Source organism: Paenibacillus sp. KACC 21273 (genome assembly GCF_028736095.1).
Taxonomy (GTDB): domain Bacteria; phylum Bacillota; class Bacilli; order Paenibacillales; family Paenibacillaceae; genus Saccharibacillus; species Saccharibacillus kyungheensis.
In genome coordinates, this window is the sequence record NZ_CP117876.1 from 5,083,057 (window position 1) to 5,100,802 (window position 17,746).

General features: G+C 39.2%; 18 protein-coding genes. 5 read left to right on the forward strand and 13 right to left on the reverse strand.

The genetic code is table 11. The annotated features are described in order from the left end of the window. Positions 1-18: 18 nt before the first annotated feature. Complete coding sequence (locus PQ460_RS22310; protein ID WP_274171221.1) at positions 19-801, reverse strand: hypothetical protein; 783 nt, start codon at positions 799-801, stop codon at positions 19-21. Positions 802-1,089: 288 nt separating this feature from the next. On the opposite strand from PQ460_RS22310, the gene PQ460_RS22315 reads away from it, so the two are divergent. Next, entirely contained in the window at positions 1,090-1,449 is a 360-nt protein-coding gene (locus PQ460_RS22315; protein ID WP_274171222.1) for a TM2 domain-containing protein, read from the forward strand. 155 nt (positions 1,450-1,604) lie between these two features. After that, positions 1,605-1,967, forward strand: a complete 363-nt coding sequence (locus PQ460_RS22320; protein WP_274171223.1) for a DUF1304 domain-containing protein — start codon at positions 1,605-1,607, stop codon at positions 1,965-1,967. Positions 1,968-1,990: 23 nt separating this feature from the next. Here the strand turns inward: PQ460_RS22320 and PQ460_RS22325 are convergent, their stop codons facing one another. Genes PQ460_RS22325 through PQ460_RS22335 form a run of 3 tightly spaced genes read right to left on the reverse strand, consistent with a single transcriptional unit; the run spans position 1,991 to position 6,355 of the window. Then, positions 1,991-3,811: an ABC transporter ATP-binding protein gene (locus PQ460_RS22325; protein ID WP_443147224.1), complete on the reverse strand. Its 1,821-nt coding sequence runs from the start codon at positions 3,809-3,811 to the stop codon at positions 1,991-1,993. A 28-nt stretch (positions 3,812-3,839) separates the two neighbouring features. After that, a complete protein-coding gene (locus PQ460_RS22330; protein ID WP_274171225.1) occupies positions 3,840-5,621 on the reverse strand; it encodes an ABC transporter ATP-binding protein in 1,782 nt (593 codons plus the stop codon). A gap of 47 nt (positions 5,622-5,668) precedes the next feature. Continuing rightward, on the reverse strand, positions 5,669-6,355 hold the full coding sequence (locus tag PQ460_RS22335) for an FHA domain-containing protein (protein ID WP_273614473.1): 687 nt from the start codon (positions 6,353-6,355) through the stop codon (positions 5,669-5,671). Positions 6,356-6,549: 194 nt separating this feature from the next. Between PQ460_RS22335 and pbp4 the strand changes: the two genes are divergently transcribed. Continuing rightward, on the forward strand, positions 6,550-8,601 hold the full coding sequence (gene pbp4 / locus PQ460_RS22340; protein ID WP_274171226.1) for a penicillin-binding protein PBP4(5): 2,052 nt from the start codon (positions 6,550-6,552) through the stop codon (positions 8,599-8,601). A gap of 183 nt (positions 8,602-8,784) precedes the next feature. After that, entirely contained in the window at positions 8,785-9,009 is a 225-nt protein-coding gene (locus PQ460_RS22345; RefSeq protein WP_069329692.1) for a hypothetical protein, read from the forward strand. A gap of 145 nt (positions 9,010-9,154) precedes the next feature. Here the strand turns inward: PQ460_RS22345 and PQ460_RS22350 are convergent, their stop codons facing one another. From PQ460_RS22350 to PQ460_RS22360, 3 genes are all read right to left on the reverse strand, one after another. Beyond that, the gene (locus PQ460_RS22350; RefSeq protein WP_274171227.1) at positions 9,155-9,499 is read right to left on the reverse strand and encodes a hypothetical protein; all 345 of its coding nucleotides are present in this window, start codon (positions 9,497-9,499) and stop codon (positions 9,155-9,157) included. Positions 9,500-9,697: 198 nt separating this feature from the next. Then, a complete protein-coding gene (locus PQ460_RS22355) occupies positions 9,698-9,871 on the reverse strand; it encodes a hypothetical protein (protein WP_273614470.1) in 174 nt (57 codons plus the stop codon). A gap of 232 nt (positions 9,872-10,103) precedes the next feature. Further along, on the reverse strand, positions 10,104-10,349 hold the full coding sequence (locus PQ460_RS22360) for a DUF6953 family protein (protein WP_274171228.1): 246 nt from the start codon (positions 10,347-10,349) through the stop codon (positions 10,104-10,106). A 138-nt stretch (positions 10,350-10,487) separates the two neighbouring features. On the opposite strand from PQ460_RS22360, the gene PQ460_RS22365 reads away from it, so the two are divergent. Then, positions 10,488-10,931 carry a DUF6376 family protein gene (locus tag PQ460_RS22365; RefSeq protein WP_273614469.1) on the forward strand — a complete coding sequence of 148 codons (444 nt, stop codon included), beginning with the start codon at positions 10,488-10,490 and terminating at the stop codon, positions 10,929-10,931. A gap of 235 nt (positions 10,932-11,166) precedes the next feature. On the opposite strand, the gene PQ460_RS22370 is transcribed toward PQ460_RS22365, so the two are convergent. The 6 genes from PQ460_RS22370 to PQ460_RS22395 all read right to left on the reverse strand — a co-directional run bounded on the left by PQ460_RS22370 (position 11,167) and on the right by PQ460_RS22395 (position 17,732). Then, positions 11,167-11,499, reverse strand: a complete 333-nt coding sequence (locus PQ460_RS22370) for a magnetosome magnetite crystal formation protein family (RefSeq protein WP_273614468.1) — start codon at positions 11,497-11,499, stop codon at positions 11,167-11,169. A 191-nt stretch (positions 11,500-11,690) separates the two neighbouring features. Continuing rightward, positions 11,691-12,017, reverse strand: a complete 327-nt coding sequence (locus PQ460_RS22375; RefSeq protein WP_274171229.1) for a type II toxin-antitoxin system PemK/MazF family toxin — start codon at positions 12,015-12,017, stop codon at positions 11,691-11,693. Positions 12,018-12,077: 60 nt separating this feature from the next. After that, entirely contained in the window at positions 12,078-12,320 is a 243-nt protein-coding gene (locus PQ460_RS22380; protein ID WP_274171230.1) for an AbrB/MazE/SpoVT family DNA-binding domain-containing protein, read from the reverse strand. Between the two features lie 140 nt (positions 12,321-12,460). Further along, positions 12,461-15,556 carry an efflux RND transporter permease subunit gene (locus PQ460_RS22385; protein ID WP_274171231.1) on the reverse strand — a complete coding sequence of 1,032 codons (3,096 nt, stop codon included), beginning with the start codon at positions 15,554-15,556 and terminating at the stop codon, positions 12,461-12,463. 1 nt (position 15,557) lies between these two features. Then, positions 15,558-17,033, reverse strand: a complete 1,476-nt coding sequence (locus PQ460_RS22390; protein WP_274171232.1) for an efflux RND transporter periplasmic adaptor subunit — start codon at positions 17,031-17,033, stop codon at positions 15,558-15,560. A gap of 30 nt (positions 17,034-17,063) precedes the next feature. Continuing rightward, positions 17,064-17,732, reverse strand: coding sequence for a TetR/AcrR family transcriptional regulator (locus PQ460_RS22395; RefSeq protein ID WP_273614464.1), 669 nt, complete (start codon positions 17,730-17,732; stop codon positions 17,064-17,066). Between the last annotated feature and the right edge of the window lie 14 nt (positions 17,733-17,746).

The following is a 17,746-nucleotide window of genomic DNA, read 5'->3' on the forward strand; positions in this document are numbered from 1 at the left end:
GCGTAGCTCTATATGATTTTAAAATAAATTACGGCTAATCCGTTGTGCTTCTTCTACTAATTCACTACCAAAGGAATTAAAGACAACAAGAATAGCACACACTTGAATCAATACAGTAAGTCCAATAAATAAAGCTAGACGATCACGCTGGATACGGAACATTTCGATACCTGCAACCAATGTTAAAACCAATGCAGCTAGCGAAGTAGTAAATAATAGTACAAATGACAATTTGATAGATATAAACATCATAAGAGCTGCTACGATAAATCCAATACCTGAAATAAGTTGTAATCCGCCTAGCTGTACCATGCTATCTTTCCAATGTAATTTATGTAATCCCATTTTGTTGCCTAATAAAAATGTTATACCTACCAGTACGATTAACGAGATTAGACCTAGCAATAACATATGATTTACGATAGGCAAATATTCACTAGCTTCGTGATATGATTCTTTGTCATCACTTATCAAACTTCCAAATCCTAAAATCATTAGCTTGATCAATTGATGCTTAAATGACCATGCCCACAAAACAAAACCTAACAATGATACAACCAATCCTAAAACTCCGTACAATAGATCGCTTTCTGCTCTTAGTTGCAAAGCAGACATCGGATTTTTGAGTAAATTCAAAATCTTATGCTTGTCTACATGTGCTAGATGATCTCTTGCTGATGTTAATATCGGTGATGGTGTAGACGTTGGTGAAGCAGCATTTACTATCGGTTGTTCTGTAGAAACACAAGTATGTATTTCATTGGGTTGAAGCTGTGTACCGCATTTTGTGCAAAAAGACATTGTTATTCCCCCCTAAGAATAGTTAAAATGAACTAGGTAATATTATCTATTTTTAAATTCGTTGTCTATATTACCATGTATAATGAAGAGTTACCAACTATTTTTACAATTGGTAGAAAAAGAGATTTGAAATAATTACTCTCATCTTTTTTTCAAAATCAATGTCATATAATGAATATTTCCCTCATCTAACAACGTAGAATACAGTAGATTAAATGGGATAATCTTGTTAAAATGGCATTATTGATGGAGAGGTACGACTATTTTGATAGTAAAGGAGTGATAGAAATGGGATTAAGTTATAACAATTGGCAACGTAAAAGTCAGTTAGATACGCGTGAACTCATGTTGCTTGAATCTGAAGTTAGAGCCTATGGTAAAGATATGACAGTAGCTTATGTTCTATGGTTCTTCTTAGGCATATTTGGAGCACACCGCTTTTATATGGGCAAAACGGGTTCTGCTATTGCACAATTGATTTTGACGCTGACGTTTTTCGGCTCATTTATAACCGCTATATGGTGGTTTGTAGATGCTTTTCTTTTGCATACGATGGTAAAAGAGCGTAACGATTATGTTGAAAGTAGTATTATCGACCAAATTTTAATTCAAAAACCGATCTCACCGCCGAATTATTCTAATTATTAATAGCGTACTCGCAGATAGATCGTTCATACTTAGCTTCATATGTAATGCAAAAAAGATGCCTTAACCAAACGGCATCTTTTTTTCGTGGAATGATGTATCATTGCAATTCATTCTGCTACACTAACAGTATCTTTGGACAAGAAAGGAGAACAATCATGTATCTACTATCTATCATCTTTGTTGTATTAGTTGCAGTTGAACATCTTTATATTATGGTGATGGAAATGTTTCTTTGGACAAAGCCGCGCACACTAAAAACGTTCAATCTTACGCCTGAATTTGCCGAATCTTCCAAATCACTTGCTGCCAATCAAGGGCTATATAATGGCTTTCTTGCCGCAGGATTAATCTGGGGATTGGTTCATCCGACAGCTATTTTTGGCTATCAGATTCAATTATTCTTTATTATCTGTGTACTGATCGCTGCTCTATACGGCGGTGCTACAGCCAGTCGCCGAATCTGGTTGATGCAAGGTGCTCCTGCTCTGCTCGCATTGCTTTTTTTACTGCTTCGGTAAGTGCTGGAATGATGAGCCTAAGATCAAGCTTGCAAGGCATCGGATGAATGCAATTGACTGTAAAATAAGTCGCTATAAAATCCGCCGGTGTCTAGCAATTGATCGTGAGAACCTTTTTCCAAAATCTGACCATCTCGCAATACTAGAATCTGATCGGCTGCTCGAATCGTATTCAATCGATGCGCAATCACAAAGCTTGTTCTGCCTTCCATTAAGCGCTGTAGCCCTTCTTGAATTTTGATCTCGGTGACCGTATCAATACTGCTGGTCGCTTCATCCAATACCAGAATCGAAGGATCTGCTAACAACGCACGTGCGATATTGATGAGTTGTCGTTGACCTTGACTGATTCCACCACCATCTCGATTGAGACGATGATTATATCCTTCAGGCAATCGTTCGATAAACGAATGTGCATTAGCTAAGATTGCGGCATCTTGCACTTCTTTATCTGTCGCATCCAGTCGACCATAGCGGATATTATCCATCACTGTACCTTCAAATAAAAATGAATCTTGCAATACAAATGCTGTATGTGACCGCAAACTTTCTCGCTTAATACTTTGGATATCCCGTCCATCAATCGTAATCTTGCCTTGATCGGCATCATAAAAGCGAGAAATCAATTGAATTAATGTCGTTTTGCCTGCTCCGGTAGGTCCTACAAGAGCTATCATTTCACCCGGTTGTGCTGTAAATGAAATATGCTGTAATGTATCGCCACCCTCACTGGTATCATAAGCAAACGATACATCATCAAAAACGACAGCACCTTCGATATGATCTACCTGAACAGCTTGTTGTTCATCTTCTGCTTCTACCGATTCATCCAAAATTTCAAATACACGCTCTGCTCCGGCTATCGCAGACAGCAATGTATTCCACTGATTGGCAAGATCATTTAACGGGCGGGTAAATTGACGTGCATACTCGACGAAAATAACGATCACACCTACTGTAATCATGCCTTTGATCGCCAATATACCCCCTACTCCTGCAATCAGACCAAAGCTCAAATTATTCAATCCATTCATAAGCTTAGGAATAAACCCGGAGATCGTCTGCGCCCAAAATCCAGATAAACGGATGCGATCATTACGCTCTCCAAATTCGCCGATCACTCGTTGTTCTTGAGCAAACGCTTTGATAATTTTTTCACCAGACAACGTCTCTTCGATATATCCGTTTAGATCACCCAAATTTTTCTGACGTTCACGATATAAGGGTCCTGTACGCCTTGTAATCCAGCGCATGCCGAACGCCATTAATGGCACAACGAGAAACGTAATCAGTGTTAACAGTGGACTTAACCACAACATCACAACCAATGTACCGATCAACGTCAATACACTAGAAAAAATTTGAATGGCCGAACTATTAAGTGTAGAACTGACATTTTCGATATCATTGGTCACCCGACTCATCAATTCCCCTTGCTGTCTTTTGCCGAAAAAAGGAATAGGCAATTGGTGCAAATGGGAAAATAAATCGACTCGCATCCGGTAGACTGTTTCTTGCGCAATCTCAATCATCCATATATTTTGCAGCCATGATGTAACCGAGTTGAGAATATATACGACAGCTAAGCCAACAAGGAACCAGACCCACATCTGCCCTGCATCCCTAGCAAGAAAATCATCTATCGCTATCCCGATCAGATAAGGGCCGAGCAACGTGAGCGCTGACGTGAGTAACACCATAAAGAGTACTAGCATTAACTTCAGTTTGCGTTCAGCAAGGTAGTACCAGATTCTTCCTAGCGTCCCTTTCCAGTCTTTTGCACGACGCTTTTTACCAGCTACAGGTTCGACTTTTGTCGATTTGTTTGCTACTGCTTCCGTCATGACAGCAGGTTTGGGATAACGTAAAGGATCAGTTAGTGCTTTCCACATGCTCTCGTTCCTCCTTTCCAAATTGGGATGCATAAATCTGTTGATATAGCTCGGAGGTCTCTAACAAATGATCGTGATCGCCCTGTGCAATCAACTTGCCATCACTTAATAACAGCACTTGATCTGCTCGAATCGTTGAACTGATCTTTTGTGTAATCAATAATGTCGTACATGATAACTCACGTAGAGCATCAAGCAATAACGATTCTGTGCGTACATCCAATGCACTGGTGCTATCATCTAACAGTAAAATCGATGGACGACGTACCAATGCTCTTGCGATAGAGATCCGTTGCTTCTGTCCACCTGACAAATTGACTCCCCGCTGACCAAGCAATGTATCATATCCATGTGGCAACTTGATAATAGTGTCATGAATCTGTGCAATACGAGCCGCTTCTTGAATCTCTTCAAGTGTGGCATACTCATAACCCCATGATATATTTTCACGAATACTGCCGGTAAATAACACAATTTCTTGAGGTACATACCCAATCAATCCACGCAATTGATTATCATCTAACTCTTGAATACGTCTACCTAATACATCAATTTCTCCATGATCACTATCGTATAATCGCAAAATCAGTTGAACGAGCGACGACTTACCTGAACCAGTAGAACCCATAATCGCTGTAGTTACACCAGCACGAGCTATAAAATCAATATTTTGGAGCACTTCTGCTTCTGTACCAGGATAATGAAAACTCACCTGACGGAAAGCTACACCAATATTAGAAGGAACAGACTTTTGTAATGCGCTTACAGATGAAGCAGAACCTGCAACGTATTGATCTTGATTGCCTTGTGGACGTTCATCTTCAACGGTAAACATCACTTCTTGAATCCGTTCTGCTGATGCTTTGGCACGAGAGAAAGAAGCTACAATCATTGAAAATGCAGATAAAGCACCCATCGTACGCATCGCATAGTTGATAATCGCTACCACTTCACCGACCGAAGCTTGACCCACGATAATATCCAAATGCCCGTACCAGAGAACTGCAATAATACTGGCATTGGTAATCAATAAAATAAAAGGCATCGTTGTTTCCGTTAAACGTAATGCCGACACGGTGCCTTTCATCAAATTGTTACTGCGCTCTTCAAACCGCTGACGTTCATGGTTTTTGCGAACAAATACTCGAATCAAGCGCATACCTGTAAGATTCTCTTGCATCACACTGTTAACGGTATCCAGACGACGCTGTACTTGTTGGAACAATCCTGATGCCCTGCGCATAATCACAATAACAAAAAATAAAAGAATCGGAATTCCCACCACTAATAACAATCCTAATTTCACATTAACAAGCAAAGCCATTACACTGCTACCGACAACCAACAACGGCATTCGTAGCATAAATCGCAATCCCATAAACACCATATCTTGCAACTGGGTAATATCATTGGTCAAACGCGTGATCAAAGAGGAAGAAGAAAAGCGATTAAATAACGCATACGAGAACGATTGTACTTTGTTATAGACCGCTTCCCGTAGATCATAACCTAATCCTTGACTGGCATGAGCGGCATAAAATGACCCAAATATACCTGCAAAAAAAGCAATAATTGTACCTCCTGTAAGAATACCGCCCCACAACAATACTGTCGAAATATCTTTTTGCGTTACACCATCATCAATAATTTTGGAGATCAAAAAAGGCTGTAACAATTCAAGCGCCAATTCGACTAACATCATACCCAGCGCCAAAAATGCTGCAACCCGATATTTTTTCAAAAACGAAAAAAGTACTGTCATATGTAGTCCCCTTTGTGATTGACTTCATGATGTAAACCGATGCTGTTCTAAGAAAGGATCGTTGGAGTAACACTTCTCTTCATATATACCCCTTTTTTGTAGACTGACTTGATCGTAAAATGTTTATTTAATTTTTTGTTGGTACGATAGATCAAAGAATTGACTTCGTCGATCCCTACCAAATCGGCATTTTCACTATACCGCTCTGACCATACTTCTTCGATAATCTGCTCACGTGTAACAAAATGATCCAGACATCCGTACAATAACCGGAATAACTGGTATTCTTTTTTCGATAATGTAATACTTTCTCCGTCTACTTCAATTCGCTGGAAAAAATCATGTAGTTGAATACGATGATCGATCAGGTCGCTAAGTACATATTCGCGCGTTTCTTCTAATTGATTGCCTTGTTCTATTTGTAAACCTACCAAACCGTTCACTAACGTTAATTGATCTTGCGCAGACATTGCGTAGCGCTGATACGGAACCAAGCGTTGCCCGTTCAATTCTGTTCCATTTTTACTACCCAAATCTTCGATATATAGCTGGTCTCCTACAAGATGAATTGTGCAGTGTTGCTTGGACACCAATTGATTATAAATAGGTAGATCAATCTGCCCTGTTCCTACATGTCTACCGATCTGAATACTTTGCCCTCTTTGGATATAGACAAATGAACCATCGCCTTCTTGACCGGCAGTATTGATTACAATTTTGATAACGTCCGGCATTAGATCTCTCTCCTTCTATACGTAAACAATGATAATTTCATCAGATTTGTTCTATTGTTTGCTAACGTACATCCTTTTATAGTGTAAACAAGCGCTAGTTATCGCCTTATCTTATTATACTAAAGTGATTTCAACAAATCCTACCGATAATCAGATTTATTCTGATTGATATGGACTAAAGTGAGGTTTTTCGATTGAAAACGAAACATATTATTATTTATGGTCTGCTTTCGTTTCTTATTGCTAGTGGGCTTGGTCTGTATGTATATATGCAAAGTCGCTTTCAGGAACAGCCGGACACTACAGTACAGAAGTATATTAACACATTGCAAACCAAAAATTATGACGAAATGTACAACTTAATGACACCAGAATCGCTTCAACAATCCGGTATGACCAAAGAACAATTTGTGCAGAAATATCAAGCGATCTTTGACGGGATGAATGTTTCTTCGATCGAAGTGAATGCCGGATTACCTGCCCCTGTAGCAGATAACAAACAGCAATACACACTGAATTATTCAGCTCAAATGAATACCTTTCTTGGTAATATCGATAAAAAATATCAGATGAAGCTTGTACAGCAAGATAGCGATCATGGCAAAACATGGCGTATTGAGTGGCAACCTGCACTGATTTTACCTGAAATGACGCAAGGCGATAAAGTAAAAGTACAGATTCTACATCCAGAGCGCGGAGAAATAGTCGACAAAGACGGATATCCTTTAGCAACCAAAGGCACGATCTATGAATGGGGAATCGTACCCGGCAAATTAGGTGCTGATGATGCTTCCAAAGCAGCTTCTCTGACAGCAATCAGTGAGTATTACAATGTGCCTGAAGAACAGATTCAAAAAGCACTCAAGCAGTCATGGGTCAAAGACGATTATTTTGTTCCAATTGCTACAACTACTGATCCGACCATCCCGACCGAACTGAACGGTGTCTCAATGCAGACCAAAGAAGTTCGTAATTATCCTCTAGGTACAGCAGCAGCTCATCTTATCGGTTATGTGCGTCAAGCGACAGCAGAAGATTTGGAAAAAGATACCGAAGGATATTACAGTGCTCAAGATTGGATTGGTAAAGCAGGGCTTGAACAGTCGATGGAAAAGCAATTGCGGGGAACTAAAGGTGGACGTATCGAAATAGTTGATAAAACAGGAAAAAGTAAATCCATTATTGCTGAACATAAAGCGGTCGATGGTGAAAAGATCACGTTAACGATCAGCTCATCGGTACAACGTGAACTGTATACTACTATGTCCGGTAATCAAGATGCAGGTTCGGCGGTAATGATGAATCCGACCAATGGCAAATTGCTCGCTCTGGTAAGCACTCCTGCTTATGATCCGAACAAAATGGTGACCGGATTATCGCAAGCAGAATGGGATGCTTATTCCAACGATCCTAATCTTCCCTTTACGAATCGATTTACTAATCGGTATGCTCCTGGCTCTGTATTCAAAGCGATTACAGCTGCCGCAGGCTTAACTGAAAAAGTAACGACACCGGACAAAGTCCATACGATTCAAGGTCTACAATGGCGTAAAGATAACAGTTGGGGCGGATATTATGTAGCTCGTGTCAAAGATGTGCTTCATGTGAATATGAATGATGCTTTGATATATTCAGATAATATTTACTTTGCTCAAGAAGCTCTTGAAATGGGTAAAGCCAAATTTATCGAAGGTATTCAGAAGTTTGGCTTTGGAAGTAATTTTGGATTAGATGCTCTTTATCTCAAGCCCAGTCAGTATGCGAATAAAGATCATAGCACATTAGATTCAGAAGTGCTTCTAGCAGATACTGCTTATGGACAAGGGGAAATGTTGATGTCACCGATTCATTTGGCAGCTTCTTTTACTCCTTTTATTACAGAAGGCAAATTGATCAGCCCTATTTTATTTGAAGATCAAGCACAGAATAAAAAAACACCTGCTAACACAAATATCATTACAGCAGATGTCGCTAATACTGTTAAAAGTGCATTATTACAAGTCGTTGAAAATTCAGGTGGTACTGCACATGCGCTTGCTGATCTTCCTTATCAGGTAGCAGCCAAAACAGGTACCGCAGAATTGAAGTTAGCCAAAGGCGAAAGTGGCCAGGAGAATGGATTCGTGATCACTTTTGATCCTAATGCTTCCTTTGTACTTGCTGCGGTTGTCGAAAAAGTAAACGGTCGTGGTGGCAGTCACTATGTCGTTAACAAGCTTCATCCTTTTTTACAACAATATAAATAAGGATCAATTTCCTAAGTGTTACATGCATTTTCTCTGTCTGGAGTTCTCTTCTTCAGGCAGATTTTTTGTATAGACTTTTCTTCGTTCTGGTATAAAGAAACATATCTTCCAATTATATTGTAACTGCTTGAGCGATATAGTATAGTCAAGGGGCAAGATACTACAATTCGAGGAGATGAGCAAATGGATAAAATGTGTATGCAAATGATGATGGGTATGTCGATGGAAGATATGATGAGCAAAATGACTAACATGAACATGATGATGACACAATGTAAAAACATGGACATGAACATGAAAGATATGGGCATGGATATGGATATGATGATGAGTAAATTGCAAGAGTGCGACGAAATGATGACTTCTATGATGACAATGATGCGCGACATGAAACAAGCTAGCATGTAATTCACAGAATTCATGTGAAAAACAGCTAGCTTGTTGTGTTTGATCAGATAGGTTACATCTTATTACTTATTTCATCTATTATTACTTGTGTCAGATCATGTGCGAAATGATCTGGCACTTTTTTTGTATTTATTTCGATCAATAATTAACACTCTATATTAGAAGTTTCGGATTTAATTTGACGAGATACATCAATGCGTTGCATTTTAAGTTCCCACATTTGTTCCAAAAGGCGCTGCTTATCTGCATCGTCTTTACTGGCACGAATCGAATAATAGATTTCGGTAAGTCTGGAATTGATCCTATCAAATTGTCTCCACAGGTCTTCGGTTGTAGCCCATTCCTGCTTCGTTTCTTCTGAAGCGTTCAACTTACGCATCGATTCCAAAATCTCCTCTTGCCACTGTACATCATCCAATTGGATCGCGTAATTCAATAGATCCAAATAATCATCATTGCGTTCGGATATCATTGCTTGAATACGATTCACAGTTACCATCACCTTCATTCTTTTTATATACCAAGTATTATACTCGGAATATACGGGTTTGCAATAGTGAAAATGATTTTTTTTAATTTTTCTATATTTTATAGATAGTGGAGCGCAATTATTTCAAATGATGCAAAAAAAGCATCTACCCGAGGCAGACACTTCTTATAGATACTCTATGCTATTGTTGTAACGTGACTACTCACGCTTATGATTGATCTCATGTTGATTTTGATGCCATTCTTTAACCATCGTATGATAAAAACTGCTTTCTTGACGGCTTAGTCCATCTTTGTTGTTTTTCATCGTCATCGTTTCAATATTGCGTCGTAAAATTTCATTTTGGCGTTCTAACACTGCTGTTGAATTCAATGTATTTCCCTCCAATGGATAGTGATGGTCTATATGCCATCTGTTATCTAATGATAATCTCAATCAAACTAGAGTAAAGTATATCGAATATCTGTACAGAAGCAAAATTGCCTTAGCACGCCACAACAGGTCTGATCCTCGCTCAGCTGGAATGAACTCTTACTCATCTCACCTGTCCATACAATTACGGCACTATCCTGCTTTTAAGAGCTAGATACGTGTTTGCGGATTATTACGTCCATGCCCAGAAAAAACCATCTCGATCCCATGCGACTCGGCCTGCATGGTGTTTGCGGAACGCTTTTTTGATCTCTTTGGATAACGAGACATTTCCACTTTCACTTGTAAATATATACTCTTCTCCATACTCTGCACGTACATAAGTAATCGCATCTTCTTGTTTGAGTGTACCTTGATTTTTGATCTGCTCTACCATCCATTCAGCGATACGTTGCTCGGTCGTTATTGAATCTGTCATTGGTTTTATCCCCTTTATATGGTTGAACTCATTATAACTTTGATATTTATGAAACCATTGTGTTCCTCTCAGAGTAGTATACGTTAATAACGATACTTTGCAAAAAGATTTTGATATCTGTCAAAGGAGTGACCTATGATGAAAAAAGGATTATTATTGCTTATTTTAAGTATAAGTCTGTTGTCTGGCTGTTCTGCACTGGATCAAGTAAATCAATCAGTAAATTATGTGAGTGAAGCTACTTCGTATATTGATCAAGCTTCTCAATTTTCCAGTCAATTGCCTGAGTTAACGCAACAAGCGGTTGTCGATAAAGAAGCACGCACCCAACTTGTACAAGAACTACAACAAATGCAGACGCAAATCAATCAATTTAGCAATGTAGAAGCACCCGGGTTTGCCCAAGATTTGCATCAAAAGTTGATCGGTTATAACGAAACATTAGGAACAGAGATTAATGGGCTGATCGACCAGGCTCAAGCCGGACAGATTACACTGGAAAAAGTAAATAATTCGCAAATTTTTCAGACGATCGATCAGATCAATGGACTGATGAATCAGTTCCAACAGTTAGGACAATAATCTAAATATCATTTCTGTTTATCTATTTACAAATACGATGTACATCTGTCTATATTGAACATTCATTAAGATGTAAAATACTTTGCTATCGCAAACATCACTTTTCTATCCAACTACAAGAAGCCACGCCTATACTACTCAGCGCTATTTTACGCAAAAAAACCTTCACTGCATACTAGAGCAGTAAAGGTTTTTTGTGATTTAACTGTACCTTATCAGGCTGGATAGCTATCTCTTATTTAATCAATTGAATATTGCCCATCAATGGTAAAGGTTTGCGTTCGCCTTTGGAAGCATTGATAATACCGATGATCATAAATGCGAAAATAGCTAGACTCACTAATGGAAGTAACAATCCCAAAAATGGAATAATCGAGAATACTAGATTTGCCGCAACAGCTACTAAAAATAGCGTCAATCCTTGATTCGCATGATACATCGCAAATGGTGAATTACGAGCAGCAAGCAAAGGAATAAAGAAAATGATATACGCAAGAATAGCCATCACTTTGTTGTCTTGTACGTCTTTAGAATCGTTTGGCGGATACGGCGGTTGGAAGTCAGACATTGGTTAACCCCTTTTCTTATCATGTAAGTGACAATTCTCGATTAGCGGCAGTCTGGAAGTTTAATAGTGCATATTGTATGTAATCTTTGCCTCATTTGAAAATCATCCAAATTATAACATTACTGTGTTCACTTGAGTAGGTAAAAAATGACTTATCTTTTCTTTTTATTTTGATTATCTTATTATAACTATCAAAAACAACTTTGGATAATCTCAATGACTTCTTCTAGAATAGAAGATGGTAGTACATCTACTTTGTAAGGAGAACGTGCTTTATAATCTAATGACTTCATTTGTTCACACATAATCTTGCCTTTAATTTTATTATCTTCATTTAAATGAATATGCAGAGGATGTCTTTGAATAGTGTTAGTTACAGGTACAACCATCATCATACCTGTACGATGAAATTCATTATTACTTACCACTACTGCTGGTCGATGACCTGCTTGTTCATAACCTTTGGTAGGATTAAAGTCTAAATAAATAATATCACCTTGTGAAGGTATATAGCTCATGATTATGCTCGCTTCCTATATATTATTTCGATTTCAATAAACCAATCTTTTTAAAATGAGCTACCACACTTCTTTGCCTTGAGGACTTCCTGTATCCCATTCACTACTTTTTAATTCTTCTGTAGTATATGAAGCAAATCGTTCTTTTAAGGTGATCGGTTGTTTTACAGCTTTGATCTGAATAATACCATCAACAACATAGAACTCGACTTCATCATTTTCTTTGATATGTGCTTCCTCTAAAATAGACTTAGGCAATCGTACACCTTGACTGTTTCCCCACTTTTTGACTGTACCCCTCATTATTATTTCATCTCCTTTCACAAAGATTATATTCCTGCTTTAAGTATATCCTTTGTGTATACATCTTTTTATCTTTTTGCAAATAATGATACACAAAAAGACGCTCCTCAGAGCGCCTGATGATCTAATCTATGCTATTTTTACACTTTAGTTTCTTTTGCTAACTTGCGTTGCTTTCTTTTCTCTTGTGAGCGCACAAGTACCATATAGAGCGAAGGTACGACTAACAGAGTTAATACAGTCGAGAATAACAGTCCGAAAATAATCGCGATCGCAAGCGGTCGGAACAATAACTCACCGACAGTCGCCATCGGGATCAAAGCTACAATCGCTGCCAGAGATGTTAACAAAATCGGGCGGAATCTTGCCGAAGCAGCTAAAATAATGGCTTCTTTCAATTCTTTGCCTTCTTTACGCGCATCTTCGATAAATTCGATAAGCACAATCCCGTTCCGTACGACAATCCCTGCTAATGAAATTACACCCATCATCGACATAAATCCGATCGGTGTTCGAGTAATAAATAACCCTAGTACTCCACCTGCCGCAGCTAGATACACAGTCGTCATAATGATTACCGGAATCCAAAGCGAATAAAATTGCATCGTAATTAGAATAATAATCAACATGATAACGACGATAAATAATTTACCGAGATCGACGAAAATATCACTTTGTTTGGATGTTTCTCCACCTGTTTCCCATTTGTATCCATCCGGGAACGATACACTTGCCATTTTAGTTTGCACATCGCCCATCACTTCTGTAGCGGTACGACCGGATACATCCGCTTCAATCGTATTCACTCGTTCCAGATTATAATGATTGATTTGCTTGATCGAGAAGGATGGCTTCATCTCTCCGATCTGTGAAAGGGGAACCTGTACACCGGCTTCATTAGTTACATTGGCTTGCCGGAATAATGTCTCTGCATTGAGTTGGTTGGAATCTTTCATATAGATTTTCATATCTATTAATTCTTTACCTGTATCAAAGTCGCCTATTTTGACTCCTGTACCCATCATCAACAATGTTTGAGTAAGGTTTTTGTACGTGACTTGATATTGATCCATCGCCGCTTGATTAACTACAAAATCGAGCGAATAACTTTCGATTCCCATCGTATCGGTGACATTGGTAGCTCCATTGGTAGACGCGACTACACTTTTCACCTGATCGGTAAGTTTGCGAATTTCAGCCAAGTCATTACCTGATATACGAATAGAGACGGGCTTACCTACTGGAATCCCAAGCTCTGTCATACTCACTGAAGTCGTCACCGCAGGGAAATCTTTTTTCAATTCTGCTGCCCATTGGGTAGAAGCGGTAGCGACATCTAACTTGTCTTTGTCTCCAGTTAACACAACAGCCCCTTGATTCGTTCCATAACTATCTACACTTGTAATATTTGAAAATAAAGGCGCTGCGGTTCCGCCAGCAGAAGAAGATACTTTGGTAACACCTGGTTGTTTTTTCACCCATGCTGCCATTTGCTCTATAGTATCGTTCGTCTCTTCGATCGATGTTCCTGAAGGCATCTTCACACTGATCGTAAGCTCTGCATTATCTGATTTGGGGAACAATTCGACAGGAGTAAATAAGATTAGAACATATGCTAATGTGCTAAATAACAGCCCTAAGATAGCGACAAATACAGGACGTTTTAAAATGCCCGGCATCACACGATGCGCATAGACATTGGTTGCTCCTTGAATCTGTTTGCCCAGTAATCCCGAAGGCTTATCACTACGTGTTGCTTTGCCTTTTTTCAATTGACGGGTCTCATACCATTCACGAAAAATAGGAATAATCGTTAACGACATGACCATGGATGCTAACATCGCTAAAGAAATAATAACAGGAATAGGACGGATAAATTCTCCTATATCGCCTGTTAACAATAGCAATGGTGCAAATGCTGCAATTGTTGCTAACGTAGCTGTCAGGATCGAGATAGCGACTTCTTTGGTTCCTTTGATTGCGGCTTCACTTGGACTTTCTCCATGACTTAATCGCCGTTCAATATTATCATTGACGACTACCGCATCATCCACCAGTATACCGAGTACAATAATCAATCCGACAACCGTCATCTGATTGAGCGTAATCCCCATCGAAGGCAATAGAATCATAGCGATTGCTATCGAGACTGGAATCGCCAGTGCGACAAATAATGAAGTCAGCATATTTAAGCCCAGCATACAGATCACGACAACTACAGCAATCGCGATCAAAGTCTCTTCGGTTAATGCATGGAAAATGCGATCTGTTTCATCTTTTTGTGCAAATAACGAAGTGATTTTGACATTAGCAGGTAATGTTTTTTGCAGTTCAGTCATTTTGGCATTTACACGTTCATACATCGTAGGTACGTCGGAACCGACTTCACTACTAATTTTAATCGCTATCGAAGGCACGCCATTATAATAAGAAAGATATTCAGCTTTGGCATGACTCATTTGTACATTCGCTACATCTTCTAGATATACAGGAACTTTGGTATCTGAACGATACACTACGATTTTTTTGAGTTTATTCACATCATAACTAAGCGGTACATTCAATTCATAACTTCGTTTGCCATTATCAATCGTTCCTGTAGGCACTCGATCATTAGACGATTGGATCGCTTGTAAAATACTTTCCCAGGCAATGCCATACTGTTGTAATTTATTCATATCGGCATCGATTCGTACTTGTTGCTCAGGAATGCCATCAATCACTACATCGGTAACGCCTTCTACCGAACGCAATTGATCTTCCCATGTATGCATTAAGTCATTCAATGCCCAGATATCTTGCGTAGATTTGCCATATAGAGCAAACGATTGAACAAACGATTTGGTTAAATTGTCGTTGACGATTGGCTTATCTGCATCGTCAGGTAGATCAGCTTCTACATCTTGAATTTTTTTGCGCAAATCATTCCAGACTGTCTGAGCATCAGCATCCGGTTGCGTCTCAATAATAATCGAAGAGATCCCTGCACTTGATGTAGACGTAACGGTTTTGAGATTAGGTACTTCTTTGATTTTTTGTTCTAAGACTTTGGTAACTGTCTGCTCCACCAGATCAGGATTAGCCCCTGCATAGACTGTTGTCACCATCGCTTGCTTGACCACCACATCAGGCATTAACTGCTTTGGTAATTGAAGTCCACTGGCTACCCCTACAATAATGAGTACAATAAAGAACAACAACGTAATTTTGCGCTTTTTGACGATATAATTAATCATGTTATTGCCCCTTCTGTACTTGCAACGCATCGCCATCCATCAGACGATCTGCACCACTACTGACAATCTGATCGCCTACTTGTAGACCAGACTTGATCTCATACTGATTATTGTATAATTCACCGATCTGAACAGTCTTTTTGACTGCTTTTCCTTTTTGATTTACAAAGACATAAGGTTTATTCGATGTGCTCACTACAGCAGAAGCAGGTACAGCGATGCCGGTTCGTCCTGTAGCTTGCTCTGAAGCTTTGACCACTTGACCGGGTTTCCAATCTTGTTGCGGATTATTGATTACCACTTCTGCATTGATAGATCCTGTATTTTTATTGGTTGCTGGATATAATTTTTTGACAATACCGCTACGTACTTGATCATATAGATTAATACTGACTTTTTGACCCACTTTCCAGTTTTTCAATTCTTGATCTGCAATCGGTAGTAACACTTTAAGCTGGTTCACTTTGCCGATCGTAAATACAGAAGTACCTGCGGAGATCGTCTGTCCACTTGAAATCTCTTTTTCCAAAATCACACCACTAACCGATGATCTCAGTGTGGTTCGGGATAGATTAAGAGAAGCTTCTTTTTGCGCTACGATCGCTTGTTGATAGCTCGCTTGGGCTTGTTCTACTCCAGCTTGGGCTTGTGCAATACCTGCTTGTGCTTGCTCTACTTCTGCATTTGCTTGCTCTATACCTGTTTGAGCAGACTGTACACCCGCTTGCGCTTCTTTCACTGCTGAGGCTGCACTTGCACGATCAGACTGACTTGCTCCTTCGACCAATAATGATAATTGTTGCTTTGCATCATTTAGACTTTCTTGAGCTACTTGCATTGCTGTCTGTGCTTGCTCATATTCTTGCTTGGTTAATAGTCCATTTTGATATAAAGTAGACGCTCGATCTGCTTCCGCTTTATTTTGATAATATGTTGTCTGTGCCTTGTTAACCGCATTAATTGCTTGATTCTTCTGTTGAGAACGCGCTCCATCTGTTACGCCACGCTCTGCTGCGCGAGCACTGTCGACTTTGGCATTTGCCGCTGCTACACTGGCCGCTGCTGATTGCTTGGAAGCTTGCGCTTTGCTAAGTCCACCTTGAGCACTTTTTAGTTGTGCTTGTGCACTGGATACACTTGCTTGTGCTTGATCGACTGCTTGCTGAGCATTGCTTACTTTTAACTGAAGATCAGCAGGATCGAGAGTAGCCAGTACATCTCCTTGCTTCACAGCATCACCTACACTGCCATTAACTGCTTCTACTGTACCAGCAATTTTGAAAGAAACCGGATATTCATCAGATGCCGCTAATGTTCCAGATAGATCATACGTTGTATCTAAAGGTACTTTTTTAACAGTTGTTAATTCAACGGTTGCTTGCGCTTCACTTTGCGCTTGGCTATCTACTGTAGAACAAGCGCTCAAAATAGTCATCATTAAGACTATGCACAAAGCAGATAAACTGCGTATCTTCATTCTCATCTGCTCCTTATCATCTCAAAATCATTATAAAATAAATCGCTTAATCTGTTCCAAAATCTCTTCTGCTGATAAAGGGTCTCCAAATTTCTCCCACTCAAATACAAGTGCTTCATACATACGGCATAGTAAGAATGCTGTTAATAATTTGTCGGGTACTTTGATCAAATTCGCTTGTTCTGCTTTTTCCAAACGGCTGGCTATAATATGAATCGTTTCACAATTGATTTCTTCCAGCGCATTTTTGGAAGCTTCTGTCGCGTATTCAATCGCTTCTTGTTCTAACTTACCTAACAACTCATGATCTTTGCGGAACTGCATACACCCCTGTATTGTATGATGAAGCTTTTCATGAATCGTTCCTTCGATCGCCATGTTGTCGTCTATCGTCTGAGCCAGATCATCATTCACATTTTGAATAATCGCTTTTAAAATATCTTCTTTGGTCTCAAAAAAGAGATAGATAGCGCCTTTGCTAATACCTGCTGTTTTGGCAATATGCTCTACTGTTGTTCCTTTATATCCAAACAAAGAAAAAACCTGTTTGGCTGCTTTTAAAATTTTTAAACGTCTCTCATCTACATATATTTCTTCCATCATGATATCCTCCAGTGATCCAAAAATGAATAGCGGCACCATTTGTTGCAAACAAGAATCTTCCTCCAAATGGTGGTTCTGGTTTAGTATATCATTCATTGGCTTTACCTCCA

What these genes read in the sequence shown, in the direction of transcription:
- PQ460_RS22310 (WP_274171221.1), bottom strand. Translation starts at nt 801, where the DNA reads ATGTCTTTTTGCACAAAATGCGGTACACAGCTTCAACCCAATGAAATA.
- PQ460_RS22315 (WP_274171222.1), top strand. Translation starts at nt 1,090, where the DNA reads ATGGGATTAAGTTATAACAATTGGCAACGTAAAAGTCAGTTAGATACG.
- PQ460_RS22320 (WP_274171223.1), top strand. Translation starts at nt 1,605, where the DNA reads ATGTATCTACTATCTATCATCTTTGTTGTATTAGTTGCAGTTGAACAT.
- PQ460_RS22325 (WP_443147224.1), bottom strand. Translation starts at nt 3,811, where the DNA reads ATGACGGAAGCAGTAGCAAACAAATCGACAAAAGTCGAACCTGTAGCT.
- PQ460_RS22330 (WP_274171225.1), bottom strand. Translation starts at nt 5,621, where the DNA reads ATGACAGTACTTTTTTCGTTTTTGAAAAAATATCGGGTTGCAGCATTT.
- PQ460_RS22335 (WP_273614473.1), bottom strand. Translation starts at nt 6,355, where the DNA reads ATGCCGGACGTTATCAAAATTGTAATCAATACTGCCGGTCAAGAAGGC.
- PQ460_RS22345 (WP_069329692.1), top strand. Translation starts at nt 8,785, where the DNA reads ATGGATAAAATGTGTATGCAAATGATGATGGGTATGTCGATGGAAGAT.
- PQ460_RS22360 (WP_274171228.1), bottom strand. Translation starts at nt 10,349, where the DNA reads ATGACAGATTCAATAACGACCGAGCAACGTATCGCTGAATGGATGGTA.
- PQ460_RS22365 (WP_273614469.1), top strand. Translation starts at nt 10,488, where the DNA reads ATGAAAAAAGGATTATTATTGCTTATTTTAAGTATAAGTCTGTTGTCT.
- PQ460_RS22370 (WP_273614468.1), bottom strand. Translation starts at nt 11,499, where the DNA reads ATGTCTGACTTCCAACCGCCGTATCCGCCAAACGATTCTAAAGACGTA.
- PQ460_RS22375 (WP_274171229.1), bottom strand. Translation starts at nt 12,017, where the DNA reads ATGAGCTATATACCTTCACAAGGTGATATTATTTATTTAGACTTTAAT.
- PQ460_RS22380 (WP_274171230.1), bottom strand. Translation starts at nt 12,320, where the DNA reads ATGAGGGGTACAGTCAAAAAGTGGGGAAACAGTCAAGGTGTACGATTG.
- PQ460_RS22385 (WP_274171231.1), bottom strand. Translation starts at nt 15,556, where the DNA reads ATGATTAATTATATCGTCAAAAAGCGCAAAATTACGTTGTTGTTCTTT.
- PQ460_RS22390 (WP_274171232.1), bottom strand. Translation starts at nt 17,033, where the DNA reads ATGAAGATACGCAGTTTATCTGCTTTGTGCATAGTCTTAATGATGACT.
- PQ460_RS22395 (WP_273614464.1), bottom strand. Translation starts at nt 17,732, where the DNA reads ATGAATGATATACTAAACCAGAACCACCATTTGGAGGAAGATTCTTGT.